The 20,881-nt window shown below is 30.0% G+C and carries 19 protein-coding genes; 7 read left to right on the top strand and 12 right to left on the bottom strand.

The annotated features are described in order from the left end of the window. The 4 genes from sov to MPF19_RS02475 are packed head-to-tail and all read left to right on the top strand — an operon-like array spanning window position 1 to window position 8,669. Window positions 1-7,134: a T9SS outer membrane translocon Sov/SprA gene (sov, locus tag MPF19_RS02490; protein ID WP_249986642.1), complete on the top strand. Its 7,134-nt coding sequence runs from the start codon at window positions 1-3 to the stop codon at window positions 7,132-7,134. Window positions 7,135-7,161: 27 nt separating this feature from the next. Continuing rightward, window positions 7,162-7,542, top strand: coding sequence for a glycine cleavage system protein GcvH (gcvH, locus tag MPF19_RS02485; protein ID WP_203392656.1), 381 nt, complete (start codon window positions 7,162-7,164; stop codon window positions 7,540-7,542). A 58-nt stretch (window positions 7,543-7,600) separates the two neighbouring features. After that, window positions 7,601-7,891 (top strand): VanZ family protein, encoded by a 291-nt coding sequence (locus MPF19_RS02480; protein ID WP_249986640.1) that lies wholly within the window; start codon window positions 7,601-7,603, stop codon window positions 7,889-7,891. A 58-nt stretch (window positions 7,892-7,949) separates the two neighbouring features. Further along, window positions 7,950-8,669: an energy transducer TonB gene (locus tag MPF19_RS02475; protein WP_203392658.1), complete on the top strand. Its 720-nt coding sequence runs from the start codon at window positions 7,950-7,952 to the stop codon at window positions 8,667-8,669. Between the two features lie 576 nt (window positions 8,670-9,245). Here MPF19_RS02475 and MPF19_RS02470 read toward each other — a convergent pair. Beyond that, window positions 9,246-9,596 carry a toxin-antitoxin system YwqK family antitoxin gene (locus MPF19_RS02470; protein ID WP_203392659.1) on the bottom strand — a complete coding sequence of 117 codons (351 nt, stop codon included), beginning with the start codon at window positions 9,594-9,596 and terminating at the stop codon, window positions 9,246-9,248. A 144-nt stretch (window positions 9,597-9,740) separates the two neighbouring features. Here MPF19_RS02470 and MPF19_RS02465 point away from each other — a divergent pair, with 144 nt between their 5' ends. The 3 genes from MPF19_RS02465 (at window position 9,741) to MPF19_RS02455 (ending at window position 11,238) form a co-directional block, all read left to right on the top strand. Beyond that, the gene (locus tag MPF19_RS02465) at window positions 9,741-9,941 is read left to right on the top strand and encodes a dodecin family protein (RefSeq protein ID WP_203392660.1); all 201 of its coding nucleotides are present in this window, start codon (window positions 9,741-9,743) and stop codon (window positions 9,939-9,941) included. 75 nt (window positions 9,942-10,016) lie between these two features. After that, the gene (locus tag MPF19_RS02460; protein WP_249986638.1) at window positions 10,017-10,373 is read left to right on the top strand and encodes a DUF1304 domain-containing protein; all 357 of its coding nucleotides are present in this window, start codon (window positions 10,017-10,019) and stop codon (window positions 10,371-10,373) included. A 64-nt stretch (window positions 10,374-10,437) separates the two neighbouring features. Beyond that, entirely contained in the window at window positions 10,438-11,238 is an 801-nt protein-coding gene (locus tag MPF19_RS02455) for a mechanosensitive ion channel family protein (RefSeq protein WP_203392662.1), read from the top strand. On the opposite strand, the gene tsaB is transcribed toward MPF19_RS02455, so the two are convergent. From tsaB to remB, 11 genes are all read right to left on the bottom strand, one after another. Next, a complete protein-coding gene (gene tsaB / locus MPF19_RS02450; protein WP_249986636.1) occupies window positions 11,228-11,914 on the bottom strand; it encodes a tRNA (adenosine(37)-N6)-threonylcarbamoyltransferase complex dimerization subunit type 1 TsaB in 687 nt (228 codons plus the stop codon). The two genes, MPF19_RS02455 and tsaB, sit on opposite strands and share 11 nt — an antisense overlap. 85 nt (window positions 11,915-11,999) lie before the next feature. Continuing rightward, window positions 12,000-13,331, bottom strand: a complete 1,332-nt coding sequence (locus MPF19_RS02445; protein WP_249986634.1) for a TolC family protein — start codon at window positions 13,329-13,331, stop codon at window positions 12,000-12,002. A gap of 125 nt (window positions 13,332-13,456) precedes the next feature. Further along, on the bottom strand, window positions 13,457-13,678 hold the full coding sequence (locus MPF19_RS02440) for a CAMCR motif-containing small membrane protein (protein ID WP_203392665.1): 222 nt from the start codon (window positions 13,676-13,678) through the stop codon (window positions 13,457-13,459). Continuing rightward, a complete protein-coding gene (locus MPF19_RS02435; protein ID WP_203392666.1) occupies window positions 13,671-14,210 on the bottom strand; it encodes a DUF420 domain-containing protein in 540 nt (179 codons plus the stop codon). Before MPF19_RS02435 ends, MPF19_RS02440 begins: the two co-directional genes overlap by 8 nt. Further along, window positions 14,203-14,904 carry an SCO family protein gene (locus MPF19_RS02430; protein WP_249986632.1) on the bottom strand — a complete coding sequence of 234 codons (702 nt, stop codon included), beginning with the start codon at window positions 14,902-14,904 and terminating at the stop codon, window positions 14,203-14,205. The genes MPF19_RS02435 and MPF19_RS02430 overlap by 8 nt, the downstream gene beginning before the upstream one ends. Before the next feature lie 8 nt (window positions 14,905-14,912). Further along, window positions 14,913-15,566: a hypothetical protein gene (locus MPF19_RS02425; RefSeq protein ID WP_249986630.1), complete on the bottom strand. Its 654-nt coding sequence runs from the start codon at window positions 15,564-15,566 to the stop codon at window positions 14,913-14,915. 156 nt (window positions 15,567-15,722) lie between these two features. After that, window positions 15,723-16,064: a cytochrome C oxidase subunit IV family protein gene (locus MPF19_RS02420; RefSeq protein WP_203392669.1), complete on the bottom strand. Its 342-nt coding sequence runs from the start codon at window positions 16,062-16,064 to the stop codon at window positions 15,723-15,725. Between the two features lie 18 nt (window positions 16,065-16,082). Next, window positions 16,083-17,069 carry a cytochrome c oxidase subunit 3 gene (locus tag MPF19_RS02415; RefSeq protein WP_249986628.1) on the bottom strand — a complete coding sequence of 329 codons (987 nt, stop codon included), beginning with the start codon at window positions 17,067-17,069 and terminating at the stop codon, window positions 16,083-16,085. A 56-nt stretch (window positions 17,070-17,125) separates the two neighbouring features. Continuing rightward, entirely contained in the window at window positions 17,126-17,713 is a 588-nt protein-coding gene (locus MPF19_RS02410) for a cytochrome c oxidase subunit 3 (RefSeq protein ID WP_249986626.1), read from the bottom strand. Between the two features lie 2 nt (window positions 17,714-17,715). Beyond that, entirely contained in the window at window positions 17,716-18,618 is a 903-nt protein-coding gene (cyoE, locus tag MPF19_RS02405; RefSeq protein ID WP_203392672.1) for a heme o synthase, read from the bottom strand. Between the two features lie 202 nt (window positions 18,619-18,820). After that, window positions 18,821-20,881: a gliding motility outer membrane protein RemB gene (remB, locus tag MPF19_RS02400; RefSeq protein ID WP_249986624.1), complete on the bottom strand. Its 2,061-nt coding sequence runs from the start codon at window positions 20,879-20,881 to the stop codon at window positions 18,821-18,823.

The following is a 20,881-nucleotide window of genomic DNA, read 5'->3' as shown; positions in this document are numbered from 1 at the left end:
TTGAGAGATTTTTTAAAAAAAATATTTTTATTTATTGTTTTTGCTATCACAGCAAACATATCTTTATATGCCCAGACAAATAAAAACACAGATTCAATTACCGTAAAAAACGATACTCTTAAATTAAGGTATAACTTTAAAAAAGAGCAAACTGGTGGTTTGTTTCTAGACTATCTAGCAGAAAAAGAAATTATCTTTGATAAAGAATTAAACAAGTTTGTAATTTTTGAGAAAATAGGCGATTATTATACCAAAACGCCCATTTATCTTACGCAAAGAGAATACGCAGATTATCGATTAAAAAGAGATATGACGCAGTATTACAAGGACAAAGTAAGCGCCACAAACTCTAAAAAAAAGGGCTCTGAAGAAGCTCAAAAAGACCTACTACCAACATACTACGTAAAATCTGGTTTATTTAAATCTATTTTTGGCGGAAACGAAATTAAAGTAACACCTACAGGAAGTCTAAATTTAAAGTTAGGTTTTATTTATCAAAATACAGAAAACCCACAATTATCCGAAGAAAACAGAAGTAGTTTTACATTCGATTTTGATCAACAAATTAATGCAAGTATTCGTGCACAAGTAGGTACACGTTTAGATTTCACTGCAAATTATGATACCCAAGCTTCTTTCGATTTTCAGAATTTAGTAAAAATTGCGTACGAACCTACAGAAGATGATATTTTACAAGGAATAGAAGCTGGTAATATTTCTATGCCAATTAAAAACTCTTTAATAAATGGTGCCCAAAGTCTTTTTGGGGTAAAAACACAATTAAAATTTGGGAATACCAATATTACTGCTGTTTTTTCTCAACAAAACTCAGAAAGTAAAACAGTTGTTGCCGAAGGAGGAGCGTCTATACAAGAGTTTCAATTAAAAGCAACGGATTACGATAATGATCGTCACTTTTTCTTATCACAATATTTTATAGACAATTATGCTAACTCGCTTAAAAATTATCCATTAATTAATAGTCAAATTAATATTACCAGAGTAGAAGTTTGGATAACCAATAGAAACGCAAGTACGGAAGATTATAGAAGTATTGTGGCCTTAGCAGATATTGGAGAGTCTGACACAAATGTTTTGGTAAATCAAACAGGAGAAGTACAACCAACAAATCCGCCAATAACAACTGGTGGAAATATACCTACAAACGAATCTAATAATTTATCTAATTTACTTACTACAAACAGTGGTATTAGAAATATTTCTACCGTAAATAGCACCTTACAAACTTATAATATGAGTGAAGGTACAGACTATTCTATGTTAGAAAATGCAAGAAGGCTAAACACAAGTGAATTTACTTTAAATTCTCAATTAGGTTTTATTTCTTTAAATAGTAGATTAAATGACGGAGAAGTTTTAGCCGTTGCTTATGAATATACAATTGCAGGTGGAGTTACAGGTAGTACAAAAACTTCTTTTAAAGTTGGTGAATTTTCTAATGATGGAATTCAATCTCCACAAAATTTAGCTGTAAAATTATTACGAAGTGAGATTTTAAAAACAAATCGTAAGAATGTAAATACAGGAGAAGTTGAATCTTTTCCAACATGGCGTTTAATGATGAAAAACGTGTATGCTTTAGGTGCATTTCCATTATCTCAAGATGGTTTCTATTTTGAAATTCAATATAGAGATGATCAAACAGGAATTTCTTCTAATGTATTACAAAACTCAAATACAGTTGGTATTCCTAATTTACCATTAATACAAGTTTTTAAATTAGACCAATTAGACCAGAGTCAGTACAGATCTCCAGATGGATATTTTGATTATGTAGAAGGAATTACCGTTAATTCTCAATACGGATTTGTCTTTTTTCCAGAACCAGAACCTTTTGGTAATGATTTAGTACAAAAAAACGCTAATGATATCGGTTTAAATGAAACTGTAGATAACAATTATTTATTTAAAGAATTATATTTAAACACTAAAACAAATATTAAAAACAACTTCCAAAATAAAGATAAGTACTACTTAAAAGGATATTTTAAATCAGAAAATTCTGGAGGAATTCCTATTGGCGCTTTTAATGTACCTAGAGGTTCTGTTAGAGTAACCGCAGGTGGTAGGCAATTAGTAGAAGGTGTAGATTATGTAGTAGATTATCAATTGGGGCGTGTACAAATTTTAGATACTGGTTTGCAAGCTTCTGGCACACCTATTAGTGTTTCTACAGAAAATAACGCTGTATTTAATCAACAACGTAAAACCTTTATGGGAATTGATGTTGAACATAAATTTTCGGATAAATTTATTGTTGGGGCAACTATTTTAAATGTTAATGAAAAACCTATTACACCAAAAGTAAATTTTGGTTCGGACCCAATAAACAACACTATGTTTGGGGTAAATGTAGATTACACCACAGAAGTACCCTATTTTACAAAATTAGCCAATAAATTACCTTTTGTAGATACAGATGTTCCTTCTAACTTATCCGTTAGAGCAGACATGGCATACTTACTTCCTGGAACGCCAAGCGGTATAGATGTTGCGGGTGCAGCAACTTCTTATATAGATGATTTTGAAGCATCTCAAATACCTATTAGCATTTTATCTCCATTAGATTGGCACGAAGCGAGTACACCTAGATACTTTCCAGGTTTTTATGGAGATCAAGAAGATTTATCTTACAATTATCAAAGAGGAAAATTAGCTTGGTATTATGTAGATCAAATTTTTTATGGAGCTGGAGACACACCTGCAAACATAAATGCAGAAGAACTCTCTAGAGCAGAAACAAGACAAATTAATTATAGAGAATTATTCCCAAATATTCAATTAGATATTACTCAGAACTCTTTAATAAGAACCTTAGATTTAGCCTATTATCCTTCAGAAAGAGGTTCTTATAATTTTGATACAGGAACCAATGTAAAAACGGATGGAACTTTCTCTGACCCACAAAATAGATGGGCAGGAGTTATGAGAGCCTTAACTACCAACAATTTTGACCAAGCAAATGTTGAGTATATGCAGTTTTGGGTAATGGACCCTTATGAAAATTATTCTATTACTAATGAAGAAGGTTTACCAAACGGATTAACACCTGATAATGTTAAGACAAACAACAATCTTCAAGTTGGAGATTTATACATAAATTTAGGTAATGTTTCTGAAGACATCTTAAAAGATAGTCGAAAAATGTATGAAAATGGTTTACCAGAAACTGGTGGAGATATTAATACGGCCACTACAACATGGGGTAAAATACCTACAAACCCATCTATTATTTACGCTTTTGACGAAAATGATGACTCAAGAACTAACCAAGATCTAGGTTTTGACGGATTAAATGATACCGAGGAATTTTCTAAATACAGTACAGCACTTCCAAATTTCAGTAAATTAAACCCTAATGATCCTGCTTCAGACAATTTTCAATATTTTAGAGGTAGCACATTAGATGCTAGCAATGCTTCTGTACTTACTAGATATAAAAACTACAACAATACACAAGGAAATTCACCAACTTTAAATCAATCTACAGAAAGCTACCCAACATCTTCAACATCATATCCAGATGTAGAAGACATTAATAAAGATCAAACCATGAATACCGTAGAAAGTTACTACGAGTATAAAGTTTCTATGAATAGAAATGATTTGGCAATTGGTAAAAATTATATTGTTGATAAAAAAATAACAGAGGTCACTTTAGAGAACGGCGCTAAACAACAAACAACATGGTACCAATTTAGAGTTCCCTTAAGAGGAGGAACGCCAATAAATGGTATTTCAGATTTTAATAGTATCCGTTTTGTAAGAATGTTTTTAACCAATTTCAAAATACCTGTAGTACTTCGTTTTGGAGAATTAGATTTGGTCCGTGGAGATTGGAGACGTTACACAAAGACTTTAGATGAAAATATAACCACACCAATAGATCTAGACGAAAACGAACTAAAAGATTTTGAAGTTGGTGTAGTAAGTATAGAACAGAATGAAGGAAGCTACATACAGCCTCCAGGAATAGAAAGAGAGCGTTTACAAGGTAGCACCAGTGTACAATTGCAAAATGAACAGTCTGTTACCTTAAAAGTAAACAACTTAGCCGCAAATAAAACCAGAGCAATTTATAAAAACATTAGTATAGATTTAAGGCGATTTAAAAATTTAAAAATGTTTATGCACCTTCAAAAAAATGAAGGAGCACTTGCTATTAATGATGATGATTTTTCTGCTATTATAAGATTAGGTACAGATTTAAATGATAACTTTTATCAAATAGAAGTGCCTTTAAAAGTTTCGAAAAACGGTACATCTGCATTAGATCTTTGGCCAGAAGCAAATAATTTAGATGCATTTCTAGAAACTTTTGGCTTGGTAAAATTAGAACGAGACAGAATTGGTGTTCCAATTACAGATATATATACGTCTACAGAACAGGATGCAGCTATACCTTATACCATTTCTGTAAAAGGGAATCCAACATTAGCAGAATTAAAAACCATTGTATTAGGTGTAAAAAACAAAACAACATCTCCTATAAGTGGTGAAGTTTGGTTTAATGAATTACGTTCTTCTGGCTTTGATAATGATGGTGGTTGGGCCGCTGTTCTTAATGCGGATGCAAATTTTGCAGATGTAGCAAATGTATCTTTATCTGGTAGTATGTCTACCGTTGGTTTTGGTAATGTAGAAGACAGAGTAGGCCAACGTAGTTTAGATGAAACTAAACAATATGATGTAGCTACTACTGTAAATTTAGGAAAAGTTTTAACACCTAAAAAATGGGGAATTCAATTGCCAATGAGCTATAGTATTGGTGAGCTTTATATAGACCCTAAATACGATCCTCAGTTTCAAGATATAGAATTAGCAGATGCTTTGGGTGAAAATGAAAACAGTGAGTTTTCTAGAGATTACACAAAAAGAACAAGTATCAGTTTTACAAATGTTAAAAAGAACAGAAATCCAAATTCTACAAAAAAACCTAAATTTTACGATGTAGAAAATTTAGCTGTTTCTTATGCCCACAACAAAGAGTTTCAAAGAAACTACAACATTAAAAAACGTATTAATGAAAGCGTAAGAGCTTCTGCTTCCTACAATTTTAGTTTCGATTCTAAACCAATTGAGCCTTTTAAAAAGAATGATTCTCTTTTTAGAAGCAAATATTGGCAACTTATAAAAGATTTTAATTTTAATCCTATTCCTAAAACCTTAGCAATTAACTCTAGTATCAATAGAAATTATAATGAACAGCAGTCTAGAAACCTTGTAGCAGGACTATCTCCTCAACCAGAATTAAAACAACGTAGATTTTTGTTTGATTGGGATTATACCGTTGGTTTTGATTTAACAAAATCATTGCAATTAAACTTTAATGCAACCAATAGTTATATTTATGACACCTTTAATAATAATGATGAAATTCAGGTATTTGACGATTTCTTTAATACAGGAAGAGCCAACCACTATCATCAAAAATTAAATGCTACCTATAATTTACCAATCGATAAAATTCCGTTTTTAAAATTTATAAAAGCAGATTACGCCTACACAGCAGATTTTGATTGGCAAGCGGCACCACAAAACACCATTGATATTAATGGGGTTGATGTCCCTTCTGTAAACTTAATAGGAAATACTATACAGAATGCAAATACTCACAATTTAAATTCTACTATTAATTTTGATGCTTTTTACAAAGGACTTGGTTTCGAAAAATTACTTTTAACCAAAAGTCAACGTAAATCTGTTAAAGAAGCTAAAGGCTTAAAGGGATCTAGTTTACCTAGAACACCTGGAAGAGTAAATCAAAAGAAAAAATTATCTATTGGTAAAAAGATTTTAAAAGGAACTTATAATATCTTAACCTCTGTAAAACAAGGAAAAATTAGTTATTCGGAAAACAACGGACAATTATTACCTGGTTATACTGAAGAAGTTGGCTTTTTAGGCGGTGCTCCAACTTCTTTTGCCTTTGGTAGTCAAGTAGATATTAGAAATAGAGCTTTAGAACAAGGTTGGTTTGTTACAAGAAACCCAGGAGAAGAATACTACAGTAAAACTTACAGTAAGACGCATTACAATAAATTAGACTACACCTTTACCCTAAAACCAATAAAAGACTTAAATATAGATGTTAGAGGGAATAAAATACAAACTAGAGATATGTCTCAACAACTAGACCTTGTTTCTGGTAGCAATCAATTTGAAAATACACCTTTCTTTGAAACCGGTAATTTTAGTACCAGCTACTCTATGTTATCTACTGCATTTACGGATGGAGATGTTTTATTTCAAAACTTAAGAAATTATAGAAGTATTATTTCTAATAGATTAGCTACAGAGAATAATATACCTGCAAGCGGTTATGGAAACAACAGTCAGCAAGTTTTATTACCTGCTTTTATAGCTGCATATTCCGGTAAAAGTCCAGATAAAGTAAACACAGGATTATTTAGAAACATCCCCATTCCTAACTGGACATTACGTTACAATGGATTAATGAAGTTTAAGTTTTTTAAGAAAAACTTTAGCAACTTTGTAGTTTCACATGGTTATAGATCTTCTTACACCGTATCTAGTTTTACAAACAACCTACAGTATGACAGCAATAATCCTTACGCCAATATAAATGTAGCTAACAATTATGAACCAGAATTATTAGTAGCAGCTGTTACTTTGGTAGATGAATTTTCTCCACTAATTAAATTAGACATGAAAATGAGAAACTCTTTCTCTTTAAGAGGAGAAGTAAAAAGTGACAGAACACTTACCATGAATTTTAACAATAGTACATTAACCGATATTTCTGGTACAGAATATATATTTGGATTGGGGTACGTTTTTGAAGACGTTAAATTTAGTACCCGTTTTACAGGAAAAAAACAAACTCTAAAAGGAGACATCAACTTAAGAGCAGATGTATCTTTAAGAGATAATTTAACCCAAATTAGATCTATAGATCAAGATAATGATCAAATTAGTGGTGGTCAAAAACTTTTTTCTATTAAATTTACGGCAGATTATAGATTAAGCAATAGTTTAACAGCATCATTCTATTACAATCATCAAACATCTAAATATGCAATCTCTACCACTTTTCCAAGACAATCGATTAATGGAGGGTTTAATATTATTTATAACTTAGGAGGAAACTAAAAAAAATAAACATAAAATTATAAAAAAATGAATTTACCATCAGAATTAAAATATACTAAAGACCACGAGTGGATTAAAATTGAAGGCGATGTAGCAACAGTAGGTATTACCGAATTTGCACAAGGAGAGCTAGGAGACATCGTTTATGTAGACGTAGACACTTTAGATGATACTGTAGAAGAAGGAGAAGTTTTTGGCTCTGTAGAAGCTGTTAAAACGGTTTCAGATTTATTTATGCCTTTAACAGGTGAAGTAATAGAATTTAATGAAGAGTTAGAAGATGAACCAGAACTTGTAAATTCTGATCCTTACGGCAAAGGTTGGATGATTAAAATTAAAATATCAGATAGTTCTCAAATAAACAATCTATTAGATGCAGCAGCGTATAAAGAGCTTATTGAAGGATAATTTTTTTATCATTGCAATACTAATAACAATTACAATTGCTTATTTAAGTTTGATGAAAATGCCTAAAGTAGAGCCAAATATCAATAATATTGATAAAATGTATCACTTAACAGCGTATTTTACACTTTCTATATGTTGGTTATTTTCTTTTTATAGAAAACCAGCTCTAAAATACGTTATTGTAATTTGTTGCATTCTTTTTGGCATACTTATTGAAGTACTGCAACAAACATTAACTGTATATAGAACAGGAGACTACAAAGATGCAATAGCAAATACACTTGGAGTTCTCTTAGGATTAATTGTTTTTAATCAAATATTAAAAAAAAATACAGTTAATTCACACTAAGACTTGTATATAAACCAATAATTTAATTAAATTAGCGAACTATTAAAAACTCTTTACAATGGAAATTAAGAAAAACCCAAAATCAAACTTAGAAAATTACAGTAAAATTTTTATGCAAATAGGTTTGGTTCTAGCACTATTTATAACACTAATAGCTATAGAACATAAAACATTCGATAAAGTTATTGGAGACCTCGGTACAGTGAACATGAGTGCTGAAATGGAAGAAGAAACTGTAATTACTGAAAGAGTAGAACAAGTTAAACCAAAAACGCCACCACCACCAGCTCCAGAAAAAATAGAAATTGTAGAAGATGAAAAAGAAGTAGAAGAGACTGTAATTGAATCTACAGAAACAGATGAAACAGAAGCTGTAGAAGTAGAAGAAATTGTAGAAGTGGAGGAAATAGAAGAAGTTGTAGAAGATGTAAGTTTCATGATTATTGAAGATGTACCTGTATTTCCTGGATGTAAAGGAAGTAAAGCAGAATTAAAAGCATGTTTTAGTAAAATGGTTCAAAAACACTTTTCAAGAAAATTTGATGCAAATTTACCAAACGAATTAGGATTATCTGCAGGTAGAAAAAGAGTATTTATCGGTTTTAAAATTGATAAAAACGGAAACATTGTTGATGTTAATGCAAGAGCTCCACACCCAAAAATTAAAAGTGAAGTAATTAAAGTAATGAAACAATTACCTAAAATGAAACCAGGTAGACAAAGAGGTAAGCCAGTAGGTGTAAAATATAGTATTCCTTTTACTTTAATTGTAGAGTAATTCTTAAATACAATGCATAAAAAAACGTTTAGAGACTAGTCTCTAAACGTTTTTTTATGCATTTAAGTTTTATAGTGAATAACCATTCTTCTATACATATCCTAAACAAGCTTTCCTTCCTAAAAAAATTAAAGTTAATCAAGTCTTATAACTATATTATAAATAGCACCATCAAACTACCTTAAAATATCTTTATCTCAAATAAAAAAAAGGTTGTTAACATAATATGATTATAAATACTCAAACATTGTCATAACAGAATACCAAATGTACTTTAATATGATTGGCAATATATTGGAGTTACTTTTTCTTAATACGAAATAGAAAACAGAACCATATGCTTAACTCTTGTTCCCTTTTACATTAAAATATGAAGGTAAAAGAAACAAAACTAATCAATCCTTTTAATGTTTATTTGGTATAAGATAAATAACAAATTATCAAACCAGTAAGGATTACCTCAAGTTATAAATTTAGCTTTATAAAATTTCGGAAGTTCTGTAATGTAGAAAAATAATAAGACATAAAAAAACTCCAAAAAATATTTTTTTGGAGTTTAAATAATTTCAATAAAATTTATTTATTAGATGCCAATTTAGCTTCATGTTTCCATAAATTTACGCTAACAATTGCATTGTTATCATAACTAATTTCTTTTAAAGACTCGTTATTCCAAACAAACCACTTTCCTACTTTTTTACCATCCTCATACTTCGCTATTTGAGTTTTATTTCCTTCCTTATCAAAACGAGTCCACTCACCTGTTAATTTTTTATCCTTAAAATACCCTTCAGTACTTATTGAACCATCTTCATAATAATAGGTTGCTTTTACCAAATTTCCTTCAGCAGTATAAGTTGGTTGTTTATCTTGAGAATATCCTATTGCTGCAACACAAAGGATTATAAGTGTTAGTATTTTTTTCATGATATTAAATTTAAAAGTTTACATTACAGATACAAATATAGTAAATATATTACAATTTATAAACATTTTGGTAACATTAATTTAACATTGTACTTTCTAATGAATATTTGATACCTTTACTCTTATTAATTAAAAATCAACATTATGGCAGTTATGAAAGTTATTGAAGTATTAGCAAATTCAGAAAAAAGTTGGGAAGAAGCTACTAGAAAAGCAGTAAAGCAAGCTTCTAAATCTGTAAAAAACATTAGATCTGTATTTGTACAATCGCAAAGTGCAGTTGTAAATGGTGACGATGTTACTGAATTTAGAGTAAATTTAAAAATTACCTTTGAAGTAAACTAAAATATAAAAACTAACTACTTAAAAGCGATTTAAATTAAAGTTAAATCGCTTTTTTTCAATTATAAAAAATACTCTATGAATATTTTACAAATCATATTTATTAGTTTGGTAGCAATAATCCACATTTATATAGTCTATTTAGAAATGGTAATTTGGACTTCAAAAAAGGCAATGAAGGCTTTTGGAATAAAAAACAAAGCGTTAGCAGAAGAAACAAAAGTAATGGCTGCAAACCAAGGTTTATATAACGGTTTTTTAGCTGCAGGATTACTCTGGTCTATGTTTATGGTAAAAACTGACGTGGCAATTTTCTTTTTGTCTTGTGTTGCTATTGCCGGACTTTATGGAGCCTATTCTACAAAAATAATTAGAATACTGTACATACAAACCATACCAGCAGCTCTAGGTATTATTTCTATTTTATTATCATAGATAATTCTTTCATAAATACCTAAGAAACCTTTATTTTTGCAGTTAATTATTATTAAAAATAAAAATGGAAAAATATCTTACAAATTTAAAAGGATTAGTAATTGAATATACCCCTAAAATTTTAGTTGCATTAGCAATTCTAATTATTGGTTTAATAGTTATAAAACTAATTGTTAAAGCTTCTAGAAAAGCAATGGAAAAGGGTGGCATAGATGTTACACTTCAAAAGTTTTTAGGAAACTTAATTGGTTGGGGACTAAAAATATTATTAATTATAGCTGTTATATCTAAACTAGGTGTAGAAACAACTTCTTTTGCAGCAATTTTAGCAGCGGCAGGTTTGGCTGTTGGTTTAGCATTACAAGGATCTCTTGCCAACTTTGCAGGTGGCGTTTTAATAATGGTTTTTAAACCTTTTAAACTTGGCGACTTAGTAGAAGCACAAGGTGAAGTTGGTGTTGTAAAAGAAATTGAAATATTTACTACAAAACTTACAGGTTTATCTAACAAAGAAATAATAATTCCGAATGGTATTTTATCTAATGGAAATATTGTTAATTATTCTACAGAAGGTACAAGACGTGTAGACTTAACCATTGGTGTTTCTTATGATGCTGATATTAAGAAAACAAAAGAAGTATTAATGAATGTATTAACTTCTCATCCTAAAATTTTAAAAGATCCAGCTCCTGGAGTTACAGTCTCTGAGTTAGCAGATAGTTCTGTTAATTTTGCAGTAAGACCTTGGTGTAAAACCGCAGATTACTGGACCGTGTATTTTGATGTAACAGAAAATGTAAAATTAGCACTTGATAAAGCAGGAATCGAGATTCCTTACCCACACCAAGTAAACCTTAAAAAGTAGGTTTCTTTTTCTTTTCAGGAATAACAACAAAATCTTTTAAATAAAAAGGTTCAAAATAAGCGACATCTTCGATGTCGTTTTTTTTGTACTTAATAAATGATAATTCTGCCATTTCTTTTGCAGATGGAAAAATAGCATCTATAAACACAGCATTTTTATGGGTAATTACTTCTTTACACTTATGAGCTCCATCACCTAAAAAAGTAACGATACCCGCTTCTAAATAATCAGAAAAAGAGTTTTCATCTATTATCTCAGCCTTAATATCTCTAATCTGCTCATAATTTTCATTAAAAACAGCAGCATATACTTCCATTCTTCTTGCATCTAGCATAGGCACAATAATACCTTTATCAATAGAAATTGCATGAGCCAGAGATTCTAAGGTTTTTATAGAAATTAATGGCTTGTCAAAGGCAAAACAAAGTCCTTTTGCGGCAGAAACACCAATTCTTAAACCAGTATAAGAACCCGGACCTTTACTAACCGCTACAGCGTCTATTTCTTTAGAAGTTAAATTTACTTCTTTTAAAACCTCTAAAATAAAAGGGTGTAAAACTTCTGCATGAGAATAATTACCATTATTCAATTCTTTTAATGCGATAACTTTGCCGTCTTTTGCTATGCTTACAGAGCAGTTCTTAGTTGCGGTCTCTAGGTTTAGGATAATTGCCAACTTCTATATTTTTATGCAAATATAAGTTATAGAAAAAAGAAAACCTCGCAAATTTGCAAGGCTTCATTAGTAATCTTTATTTTATTTATTCTAAAATTAGTTCTCCAGAATAGAATTGCAATACTTTCGTTTTAAAAACATAATCGTATTTAGAACGAATCATTGCTCCTTCTGCATTTACTAAACGTGTTCTAACTAAATCAAAATCGAATAAAGTCATTACACCATAATTATACCTTTCTTGTGCATTTTTAAAAGCTTCTTGCTGCGCTGTTAAAGAAATTCTTGCTGCTTGGTAGGCTTTTAAAGATGATTTTACATCTAAAAAGGCTTGCTCTATAGTTTGTTTTAAATTTAGTTTTTCACTTTCTAATCTAGTTTCAAAAATTTCTTTATTAATTTTAGATCTTTTTACATTAGCATCGGTTTTAAAACCATTAAAAATTGGAATATTAATATTAAAACCTAGTCCGTAACCAAGATTACCGTCTAATTGATCTAAAAAATCTCCTGTAGGGATACCGGTTGGCTTTATAATATAACTATAGTTTGTATTAGCAAAAATAGAACTTGTAACGGTAGGTAAATAATTACTTTTACTAATTTCTATGTCTAAAGATGCATTATCAATAGCTAATTCTGCTCTTTGAATTTCTGGCATTTTGGTTAGAGACTTTTCATACACAGAGTTTGAGTTCTTATATAATAAGTCTGCAGATGGTAAGTCTACATTTACTGGAGCAACATCAAAATTATTAGAAGGCACTTGCAATAATTGTGCTAAATTTAAGATTGCTAAATCTAGCGCATTCTCTTGTGTAATAACACTTTGCAAATCATTTGCAGCTGTAGATTTAAAATTTAACAATTCACCTTTAGCTATTGTCCCAGCCTCAAACCTATCTTTTGCAGCTTGTATTTGTTTCTTACTTATAGCAGCTTGAACTTTAGATACCTCTAAATTTTCTTTTGCGAAAAGAACATTTAAATAACCATTTACAACAAACAAAGAAACATCATTCTCTATCTTTTGCAAATCTAATTTACTTGTTTCTATCCCTAATTTAGCTTGCTTATATAAGTTTAGGTTTCTAAATCCATTAAAAACAGTTATTCCTGCATTTAAACCTACATTACCCCCAAAAAATGTGGTACTTGCAGATCTGTTATTTGTTACAGGATCAAAGTTAGAACCTGCGGAAAGATTACCTCCTGTATTTGCACTAACAGATGGTAAAAAATTACCTCTAGAGCTCTTTAAATCTGTCTTAGCAATATCTAAACTTAATTTATTCTGTTGAATAGAAATGTTTTTATTTAAAGCTTGATCTACACATTCTTTAAGTGTCCACTTTTTTTGTGAAAAAGAAACAATAGTGGTTAAAAGTGCAACAAATAGGATAAGTTTAGTTTTCAAAATACAATATTTTTTGGTTGATATCATTTATATTCTTTACACCAAAAAAGAATATATTTCTTTTGATGTTTAAATAAGACGACTAAAAGTAAAATTTGTTACAAAATATACCTCATATATAAATGTTAAATTTTTGCTTGCTTTTTATATCTATAAATAACAAAAAACAAAACACCTACTAAAAGGTAAGGAAACACCATTAAATAGGTTATTCCATTATTAACACCTTCTGCCATAGAAACATCGCCAGTTTCTACAACAGCCTTACACATGGCACATTGAGAAAATGAAAGTTTTGATGCAAAAACCATCAACAAAAAAAATACTAAAGCTCTTTTTTTATACATAATAAGGAGATATCATTAAATAAACTACAACACCGGTAATAGCAACATATAGCCACAAAGGAAATGTAAATTTAGCTATTTTTTTATGTTGAGGAAAATTACCTAGTTTTGCTCTCATAAACGTTGTTAACACAAATGGTATTACCACTATTGATAAAACAATATGAGTTATAAGGATAAAGTAATACACATATTTTATGACACCTTCTCCACCAAATTTAGTAGAATCTGATGTCATGTGATACGCAATATAAAGTAATAAGAAAATAAGAGAACATGCTATTGCAAACGTATTAAGTTGTGCGTGTAGCTTTCTATTTCCTTTTTTAATTGCAACTACTGCGGCTATTAAAGTAATTGCTGTTAATCCATTTATAGTTGCATAAATTGGAGGTAAAAAAGTTAAAGGCGCTACATTAATACCTAAATCTTGTAATTTAATACCGAATAAAGCTGCAACAGCAATTGGAATTACAATAGATAACCCTGTAATTATTTTCTTGTATTTTTTTTCTTGTGCTAAATTACTCATTCAACAATATTTTAACATCTTCTTTTAATTCTTTTATTTGATCTGAAAAACCTGATTCTGTTAGAGCTCTATAATACATAATAGGATTTCCATATTCATCTTTTCTAGATCTAATGTTTCCTTCTTTATCCACCAAAGCAAACAAACCAGAGTGTTCAAAACCACCATGTTCTTTACCGCCTTTACCTGCAAATAATTTAAATCCTTTATTAGCCAACGCATACACTATAGTATCATTTTTACCTGTTAATAAGTGCCAGTTTTTATGTGTAATACTATTATCTAATGCATATTTTTTTAAAATCTCTGGTGTATCAATATCTGGAGTAATAGAAAAAGAGGCTATTCCAAAATCTGAATTTGAAGAAAATTCGTCTTGAATAGTTACCATTTTTTTATTCATTAAGGGACAAATAGTAGGACATGTAGAAAAGAAAAATTCTACAACATAAACTTTACCAGCATAATCTTTATTGGTAATTGTAAGTCCGTTTTGATCTGTAAACTCAAAATCTGGGACTTTATTAAATGTATACAACCCTTTTGTAGTGGCCGTATTTTTATCAACCTTATTCAAGCTACTATCTTGAACAAGATCATTGTCATTAATTCTTCTATCAATGTTTCTAACAACATAAATTCCGAATAAAAGAATGATAAATGAAATACCTATATAAGAATATTTTTTTTTCATAACCCTGCTTATTTTCTGTCTGCTTTATTCTTGTTTTTATCTTTAAATGCTGTATAATACTCATAAAAAAGCACCAAAACATCATCTTTTAATTTAGCGTTTAACTCAGAAACAGAATTCATATTGTACCCAAAAAGTTTTCCGTCTTTACTATCTTGATCACTAATTCTCCCTCTTAAATCACCCTTTTTATCAATCAAAAACACCTTAGAAGTATAAAGATTCGTCAAAGTATCGGTAGAGTTAAAACTTGAATGTAGTGCTACTATTTCTTCTTTAGAACCTGCTATAAATTTCCATTTTACCATATCGGTAAAAGCACTAATTTCTTTTTTTATTTGTTTAGCATCGCTTTCTTTTCCCTTAGGATAAATAGCAATCATTTGAAATTTATTATACTCTATAAACTTTTTATAAATTTTTTCATTTAAATTAAAGAAACCTCCTTTTTCTGCCTGTACATCATTCCCTAAAAAACAGACGATACTTGTATGTCCCTTAAATGTATATATAGAGTCTAAGGTAGAAATATCAACCACATTTTTTGTAACAACAGGTAATTTAGTAAAGTTATTTTTTCCGGTTGATAAAATTAAAAAACAGATTAAAGGAAAAATAAAGAGTAAAAATAATACCACTCTTTTTTTAGTAAGTTTCATCATTGTTATAAGTTAACCGCGAAGAACGCAAAGTTTTTCGCAAAGTTTGCAAAGAGTAATTTTTTATACAAGGTATCTAAAACCTTGTGATAAAGTATAATGACGTTAAAAATTTAGTATAAAAAAAGGTGGTTAAAACCACCTTTTTAATTTTTTAAATTACCATTTTACAAGTGGTGCCAATGTGTTATGTATATAACCGCCTTCTGTTAAAAGAAGTGTTAGCAAGTAACTAACTAAGAAAACAACTGTCCAAACTACAGAACGTCTCAGCCATTTTTTTTCTCCTTCCATGTGCATAAATGCCCAAGTAATGTAATATGCTTTTACTAATGTTAAAATAATGAACATCCAGTTTAAAGGACTTGTTCCTAAAAAACTTGAAAGATGCAAGAAATCTGGTTTAATAATACCAAATGCAACCTCAACAGTAGTTATTACTGTTAATATTACTAAAACTACCCAAATTCTATTCGTGTTTGATTTGTGTGCGTGTGCCATTTTAATTTCTTTTATAAATTATACTAAATAGAAGAATGTGAATACAAATACCCAAACTAAATCTACAAAGTGCCAATATAGTCCTACTTTTTCTACCATTTCATAATGTCCTCTACGTTCATAAGTACCTAGAATAACATTAAAGAAAATAATGATGTTAATAATAATTCCTGAAAGTACGTGGAATCCGTGAAATCCTGTAATAAAGAAAAAGAAATCAGCAAAAATGGTGTTTCCATACTCGTTTACATGCAAGTTAGCACCCTCTACAACCATTTTAGATTTTGCTAATTGTGCCATTCCATCTTCTCTAGAAAGAATTATTTTTTGTTTTGTTGCAGGATCTATCAATTGAGAACGAACTTGTATTTCTGAATTATTTTTGTAAGAATCTTGAATTTGAGCTACAGAATAAGAAGATACAGAACCTTCTTTCTCAAACCATAATCCATTTTGTCTTTCGTGTTGCACTCTTTGATCAGTTCTTTCACCTACCACAAAATCTGATAATGCAATTTGATGACCATCTTTTACAAATTGTAAAATTCTACCCTCTGTTGTTTTTACCGCTCCGTAAGAACCAGAAATAAAGTTTTTCCACTCCCAAGCCTGAGATCCAACAAAGATGATTCCAAAAATAATAGTAGCAAACATGTACCAAGCTACTTTTTTTTGTTTCATTTGATGACCTGCATCTACTGCTAAAACCATTGTTACCGAAGAAACGATAAGAATAAAAGTCATTAATGCCACATAATACATTGGCGCATGCACACCATGTAAAAAAGGAAAATGCGTAAAAACTTCATCGGCAATTGGCCATGAATCTATAAATTTAAATCGTGTTAAACCGTAAGCTGCTAAAAACCCTGAAAAGGTTAAAGCATCAGAAACGATAAAAAACCACATCATCATTTTACCATAACTTGCTCCTAGTGGTTTTATACCACCACCGCCGTTCCAAGTTTCTTTACCATCTGTAGGTATAGCAATATTTGCTTCCATATAATAATCTCTGTTAATTAATTCTTAGTTAGTTTGCCAAAAATAACTATTTTTCATCACCTAATAAAATAGAAAAAGAAAAATAGGTAAATCCATAGTATATCTACAAAGTGCCAAAAGATTGCACCGAGTTCAAACCCAAGCATATTGTCTGATTTGTATTTGTATTTAAAATGATTATAAATAACAACTAGAAGCACAATAATACCTGCTAATAAGTGTAAAACGTGCATAAAAGTGATTCCTATGATAAAAGATGTTGATACAGTACTCTCTGGTCCTGTAAAAAATAGCCCCACACTTTTTAACTGATTAAAACCAACATATTGTTGCCAGATAAATCCAACACCTAATAATAAGGTAGCAATAATCAACAATAATGAAAGTTGTCTTTTATCATTTTTTAAAGCTCTTTGCGAAAAAAACAGTGTAATACTACTTGCTATAATCAGTGCTGTACTTATAAAAAATGCCTGAGGTAAATCAAAAGAAACCCAATCATCTCTCTTCATACTTATAACATAAGCACTTGTTAAGCCCGCAAAAAACATCACCATACTAATCATGGAAATCCATAACATAGGTTTAGCAGATTTTCTCTTAGCTATAATTAGTTCTTCTTGTAATGTTTGTTCTACTATCATGATTAATGTAAAAATTTATCTACTACGTATACAATTTGCACTACTGTAATATACAAAACGCTTGATAACATTAGTTTCCTTGCATCAATATCTTCTTGACTTTTATGTAATTTAATACCAAAATATAACATATACAACCCTAACAACCCAACAATAATAGCCGTTATAGGATGAATATAGAATGCTCCAGATAATTTTAAAACAGGAGATATTGAAACTAATATTAATATTATTGTATAAAAAATAATCTGTTTTACTGCTCCTTTATTTTTTTGCCCCATTGGAAGCATATTAAACCCTGCTTTCATATACTCTTCATGCTGTAACCAGCCAATAGCCCAAAAATGAGGAAATTGCCAGAAAAACTGAATCATAAACAAAAAACCGGCTTCCATACCAAATTGATTGGTAGCTGCTACCCAACCTAACATAAAAGGAATAGCACCTGGAATGGCACCTACAAAAACAGATAATGGTGTTACAGACTTTAAAGGCGTGTAAACACTTGTGTATAAAAATATAGAAACAGCACCAAACAAAGCTGTTTTAGCATTGATGCTATATAAAATAGAAAGCCCTAAAATTGTAAACAAAATTGCAACGGTAAGTGCAACATTAACAGACATTCTACCAGTTGGTAAAGGTCTATTTTGAGTACGTTTCATTATAAGATCTGTATCTTTTTCTATAATTTGATTAAATGCATTGGACGCGCCAACCATTAAAAAACCTCCTATAGCTAACAAAACCAACGTAAAATAATTAACAACATCTATTGCTAATAAATAACCAGCAACAGAAGAAAAGACTACACTTAAAGACAATCCAACTTTTGTTAGTTGTTTAAAGTCTGAAATTATAGCTTGCATATATATTTTATTATCTGTAATTACTGTTGATTCCATTTTATAAAAATAGTTTGCAAAGATATTTGATAATTATGACTTTACCACCATTTAAATAAGCTTTTAACTATAAATAAAAAAACCCACTCAATAAATTGAGTGGGAAAATTGCTATGAAAAAGAAAAAGTGTGATTTAATTAAAAACCACACTGCAAATGTATATATAAATTTCCTATATTTTTCCCAAAAAAATACTAAAATTTAAAAATCGAAGTACCAATTAAACAAATCTGCCCTTACACCTACTGATAACCAAACATTTGAACCAGAAGGATAACTTGTTAAAACTGAATCTGAAGAGAAATCCCTATATGATAAACCCGCAAATAGACTTGTATTAGTAGAAGGATTTATTAAATAATTGGCTTCAAAGTCTGCTATAAAAATATTGGCGGTATTACCTTGTGCTATTTCTATACCTGTATCTGATACTCTGTCATTATAAGATTGATAAATATCACCACCATAACTTATTGCCTGATCCTCTAAATCAAACCCTTTTTTACCTACAATAATTTTTGCACTACCACTCCACCTGTCTTTCTTGTATCTAGCAATTGCAATTGCTTCCCAAAAGTTTGCTCCCCATAAATGCCCAAGAGGCTGACTATAATTACCGTAATTTAATATTGGCGATTTATGTGCAAAAGTATAAGGCCTAGCACGATTATATTCTAACTGTAAAAATAAATTTTCTACTTTAAAGGCATCAAAATATTTTGCTCCTAATTGATATGCAAATTTATGTTTCCAATCACTCATGTCACTAAAATTTCCAACAGAAAATTCATCAATTACTAATTGAGAGTATAAGGAAATATTGTTATTTAATTTATACTTACCTGTTAAACCAACAATTGCATTTCCGGCATCTTCACCTCTATTAAACTCTAAAGATCTATAAAAAATTATAGGATTCATAAAACCTGCATCCATTCCGTTTTCTCCTGCAGAAATTGCTGTCTCAAAAAAGCCTAAGTTTAATTTATCTGTTAAATTAATACTTAAATAATGAGCTGCTACGTATTTTCTAGCATGTTCATTTGGGTCTGATACTGAACTTAAAGAAGGCTCTGTATTCCACATCCAAATATTAGTGTATTGTATTTTCCAAAAATCTACCTTCATTTTTAGATACGTAGTTGGAGAAGAAACATCAGATAAAATAAAAGATCTATATCCGTCTCCAATAAAATTTTTACCATTACCAAATTGAAATTGCATGTACTTATTTGGTGTATAAGCTATGTAACCTTCTGCAACAGGATAATCATGAGCATCTTCTTTAAATCCTTTTGTTTTTCCTCTTCCGGGAACCAAACCTTCAGAATTTTTAGGTTTAAAATTTGCTGCAGGATTTGTAATATAACTATTTATGTATTCTGCAAATCTACCTTGGCTTTCACTGTAGGTTGTAGAAAATGAGAAATTCTTTCCAATTTCTCCATTCACATTTACAATTCTAGAATTATTAAATGTATAATCTACATCAGAATTATCTTTCCCTATTTGAAGATCAAACAATACATCTACCGTAAGCCAATAATCCTCCTTTTTTACTTGAATTAAATGCTCGTTCCAAACTTTTTTACCTAACCAAGTTTCTTTATTCGGTTTTAAAAACTTCTTTTTTTCCTTAGTTATGTCGTAATACGGCTTTATTTCATTGTAAGTATAAGGTTTAGAGGCAGTATGCGTTCCTTTTGCTTTATGCAAAGCGAATTCATAATCTACATAACTTCTATGGGTAAAAGGTATATTTAGTTTGCTATTATGCTCTAAAAAAGTAGAATCTGCAATTTTCTTTTTTGCCACAACATCTATTAAACTTTCTTTTTTAATTTCTTTAGAAGCATTTTCTACAATAGAATCATTGGTTAAAGGAAATTGAATAGGAAGCTCAAATTTCATTTCTATTGCATGATCATTATACCATGCAGGCGTAATTTTAGAAAAAACTTTAAAAGCTCTCTTAACTTCGTCTCTAATTTCATCAAAAGGCGTGTTTACATATATTAATTTAAACTCACCTTCTTTTGTAACCGCAAAAATAGTATTTGCAGTTCCAGTAAATCCTTCTTCTGTTGCAATTTCGGGAGTTTTAAACTCAGAGAAAAACAGCTCTTTTGTTTGAGCGTAAAAACAATCTTTTAAAGATTGAACTTCAGCATCTTTACAAGCATCAAAAACAGGATACTTTTCTTCTTGAGCAAAATATATTGAGGGAAATAATAAAACTAGAAATACGTATTTTTTTATCAT

The sequence above is a fragment of the Polaribacter sp. Z014 genome, assembly GCF_023555435.1.
In the GTDB taxonomy this organism is placed as follows: Bacteria; Bacteroidota; Bacteroidia; order Flavobacteriales; family Flavobacteriaceae; genus Polaribacter.
Note: the sequence above shows the minus strand (reverse complement) of the source record. Positions and strands in the feature narration are given on the sequence as shown.

Excerpts from the sequence above, each read along its gene's own strand:
- gcvH (WP_203392656.1), top strand. The coding sequence starts at position 7,162 with ATGAATTTACCATCAGAATTAAAATATACTAAAGACCACGAGTGGATT.
- MPF19_RS02480 (WP_249986640.1), top strand. The coding sequence starts at position 7,601 with ATGCCTAAAGTAGAGCCAAATATCAATAATATTGATAAAATGTATCAC.
- MPF19_RS02475 (WP_203392658.1), top strand. The coding sequence starts at position 7,950 with ATGGAAATTAAGAAAAACCCAAAATCAAACTTAGAAAATTACAGTAAA.
- MPF19_RS02470 (WP_203392659.1), bottom strand. The coding sequence starts at position 9,596 with ATGAAAAAAATACTAACACTTATAATCCTTTGTGTTGCAGCAATAGGA.
- MPF19_RS02465 (WP_203392660.1), top strand. The coding sequence starts at position 9,741 with ATGGCAGTTATGAAAGTTATTGAAGTATTAGCAAATTCAGAAAAAAGT.
- MPF19_RS02460 (WP_249986638.1), top strand. The coding sequence starts at position 10,017 with ATGAATATTTTACAAATCATATTTATTAGTTTGGTAGCAATAATCCAC.
- MPF19_RS02455 (WP_203392662.1), top strand. The coding sequence starts at position 10,438 with ATGGAAAAATATCTTACAAATTTAAAAGGATTAGTAATTGAATATACC.
- MPF19_RS02440 (WP_203392665.1), bottom strand. The coding sequence starts at position 13,678 with ATGTATAAAAAAAGAGCTTTAGTATTTTTTTTGTTGATGGTTTTTGCA.
- MPF19_RS02435 (WP_203392666.1), bottom strand. The coding sequence starts at position 14,210 with ATGAGTAATTTAGCACAAGAAAAAAAATACAAGAAAATAATTACAGGG.
- MPF19_RS02430 (WP_249986632.1), bottom strand. The coding sequence starts at position 14,904 with ATGAAAAAAAAATATTCTTATATAGGTATTTCATTTATCATTCTTTTA.
- MPF19_RS02425 (WP_249986630.1), bottom strand. The coding sequence starts at position 15,566 with ATGATGAAACTTACTAAAAAAAGAGTGGTATTATTTTTACTCTTTATT.
- MPF19_RS02420 (WP_203392669.1), bottom strand. The coding sequence starts at position 16,064 with ATGGCACACGCACACAAATCAAACACGAATAGAATTTGGGTAGTTTTA.
- MPF19_RS02415 (WP_249986628.1), bottom strand. The coding sequence starts at position 17,069 with ATGGAAGCAAATATTGCTATACCTACAGATGGTAAAGAAACTTGGAAC.
- MPF19_RS02410 (WP_249986626.1), bottom strand. The coding sequence starts at position 17,713 with ATGATAGTAGAACAAACATTACAAGAAGAACTAATTATAGCTAAGAGA.
- cyoE (WP_203392672.1), bottom strand. The coding sequence starts at position 18,618 with ATGGAATCAACAGTAATTACAGATAATAAAATATATATGCAAGCTATA.
- remB (WP_249986624.1), bottom strand. The coding sequence starts at position 20,881 with ATGATAAAAAAATACGTATTTCTAGTTTTATTATTTCCCTCAATATAT.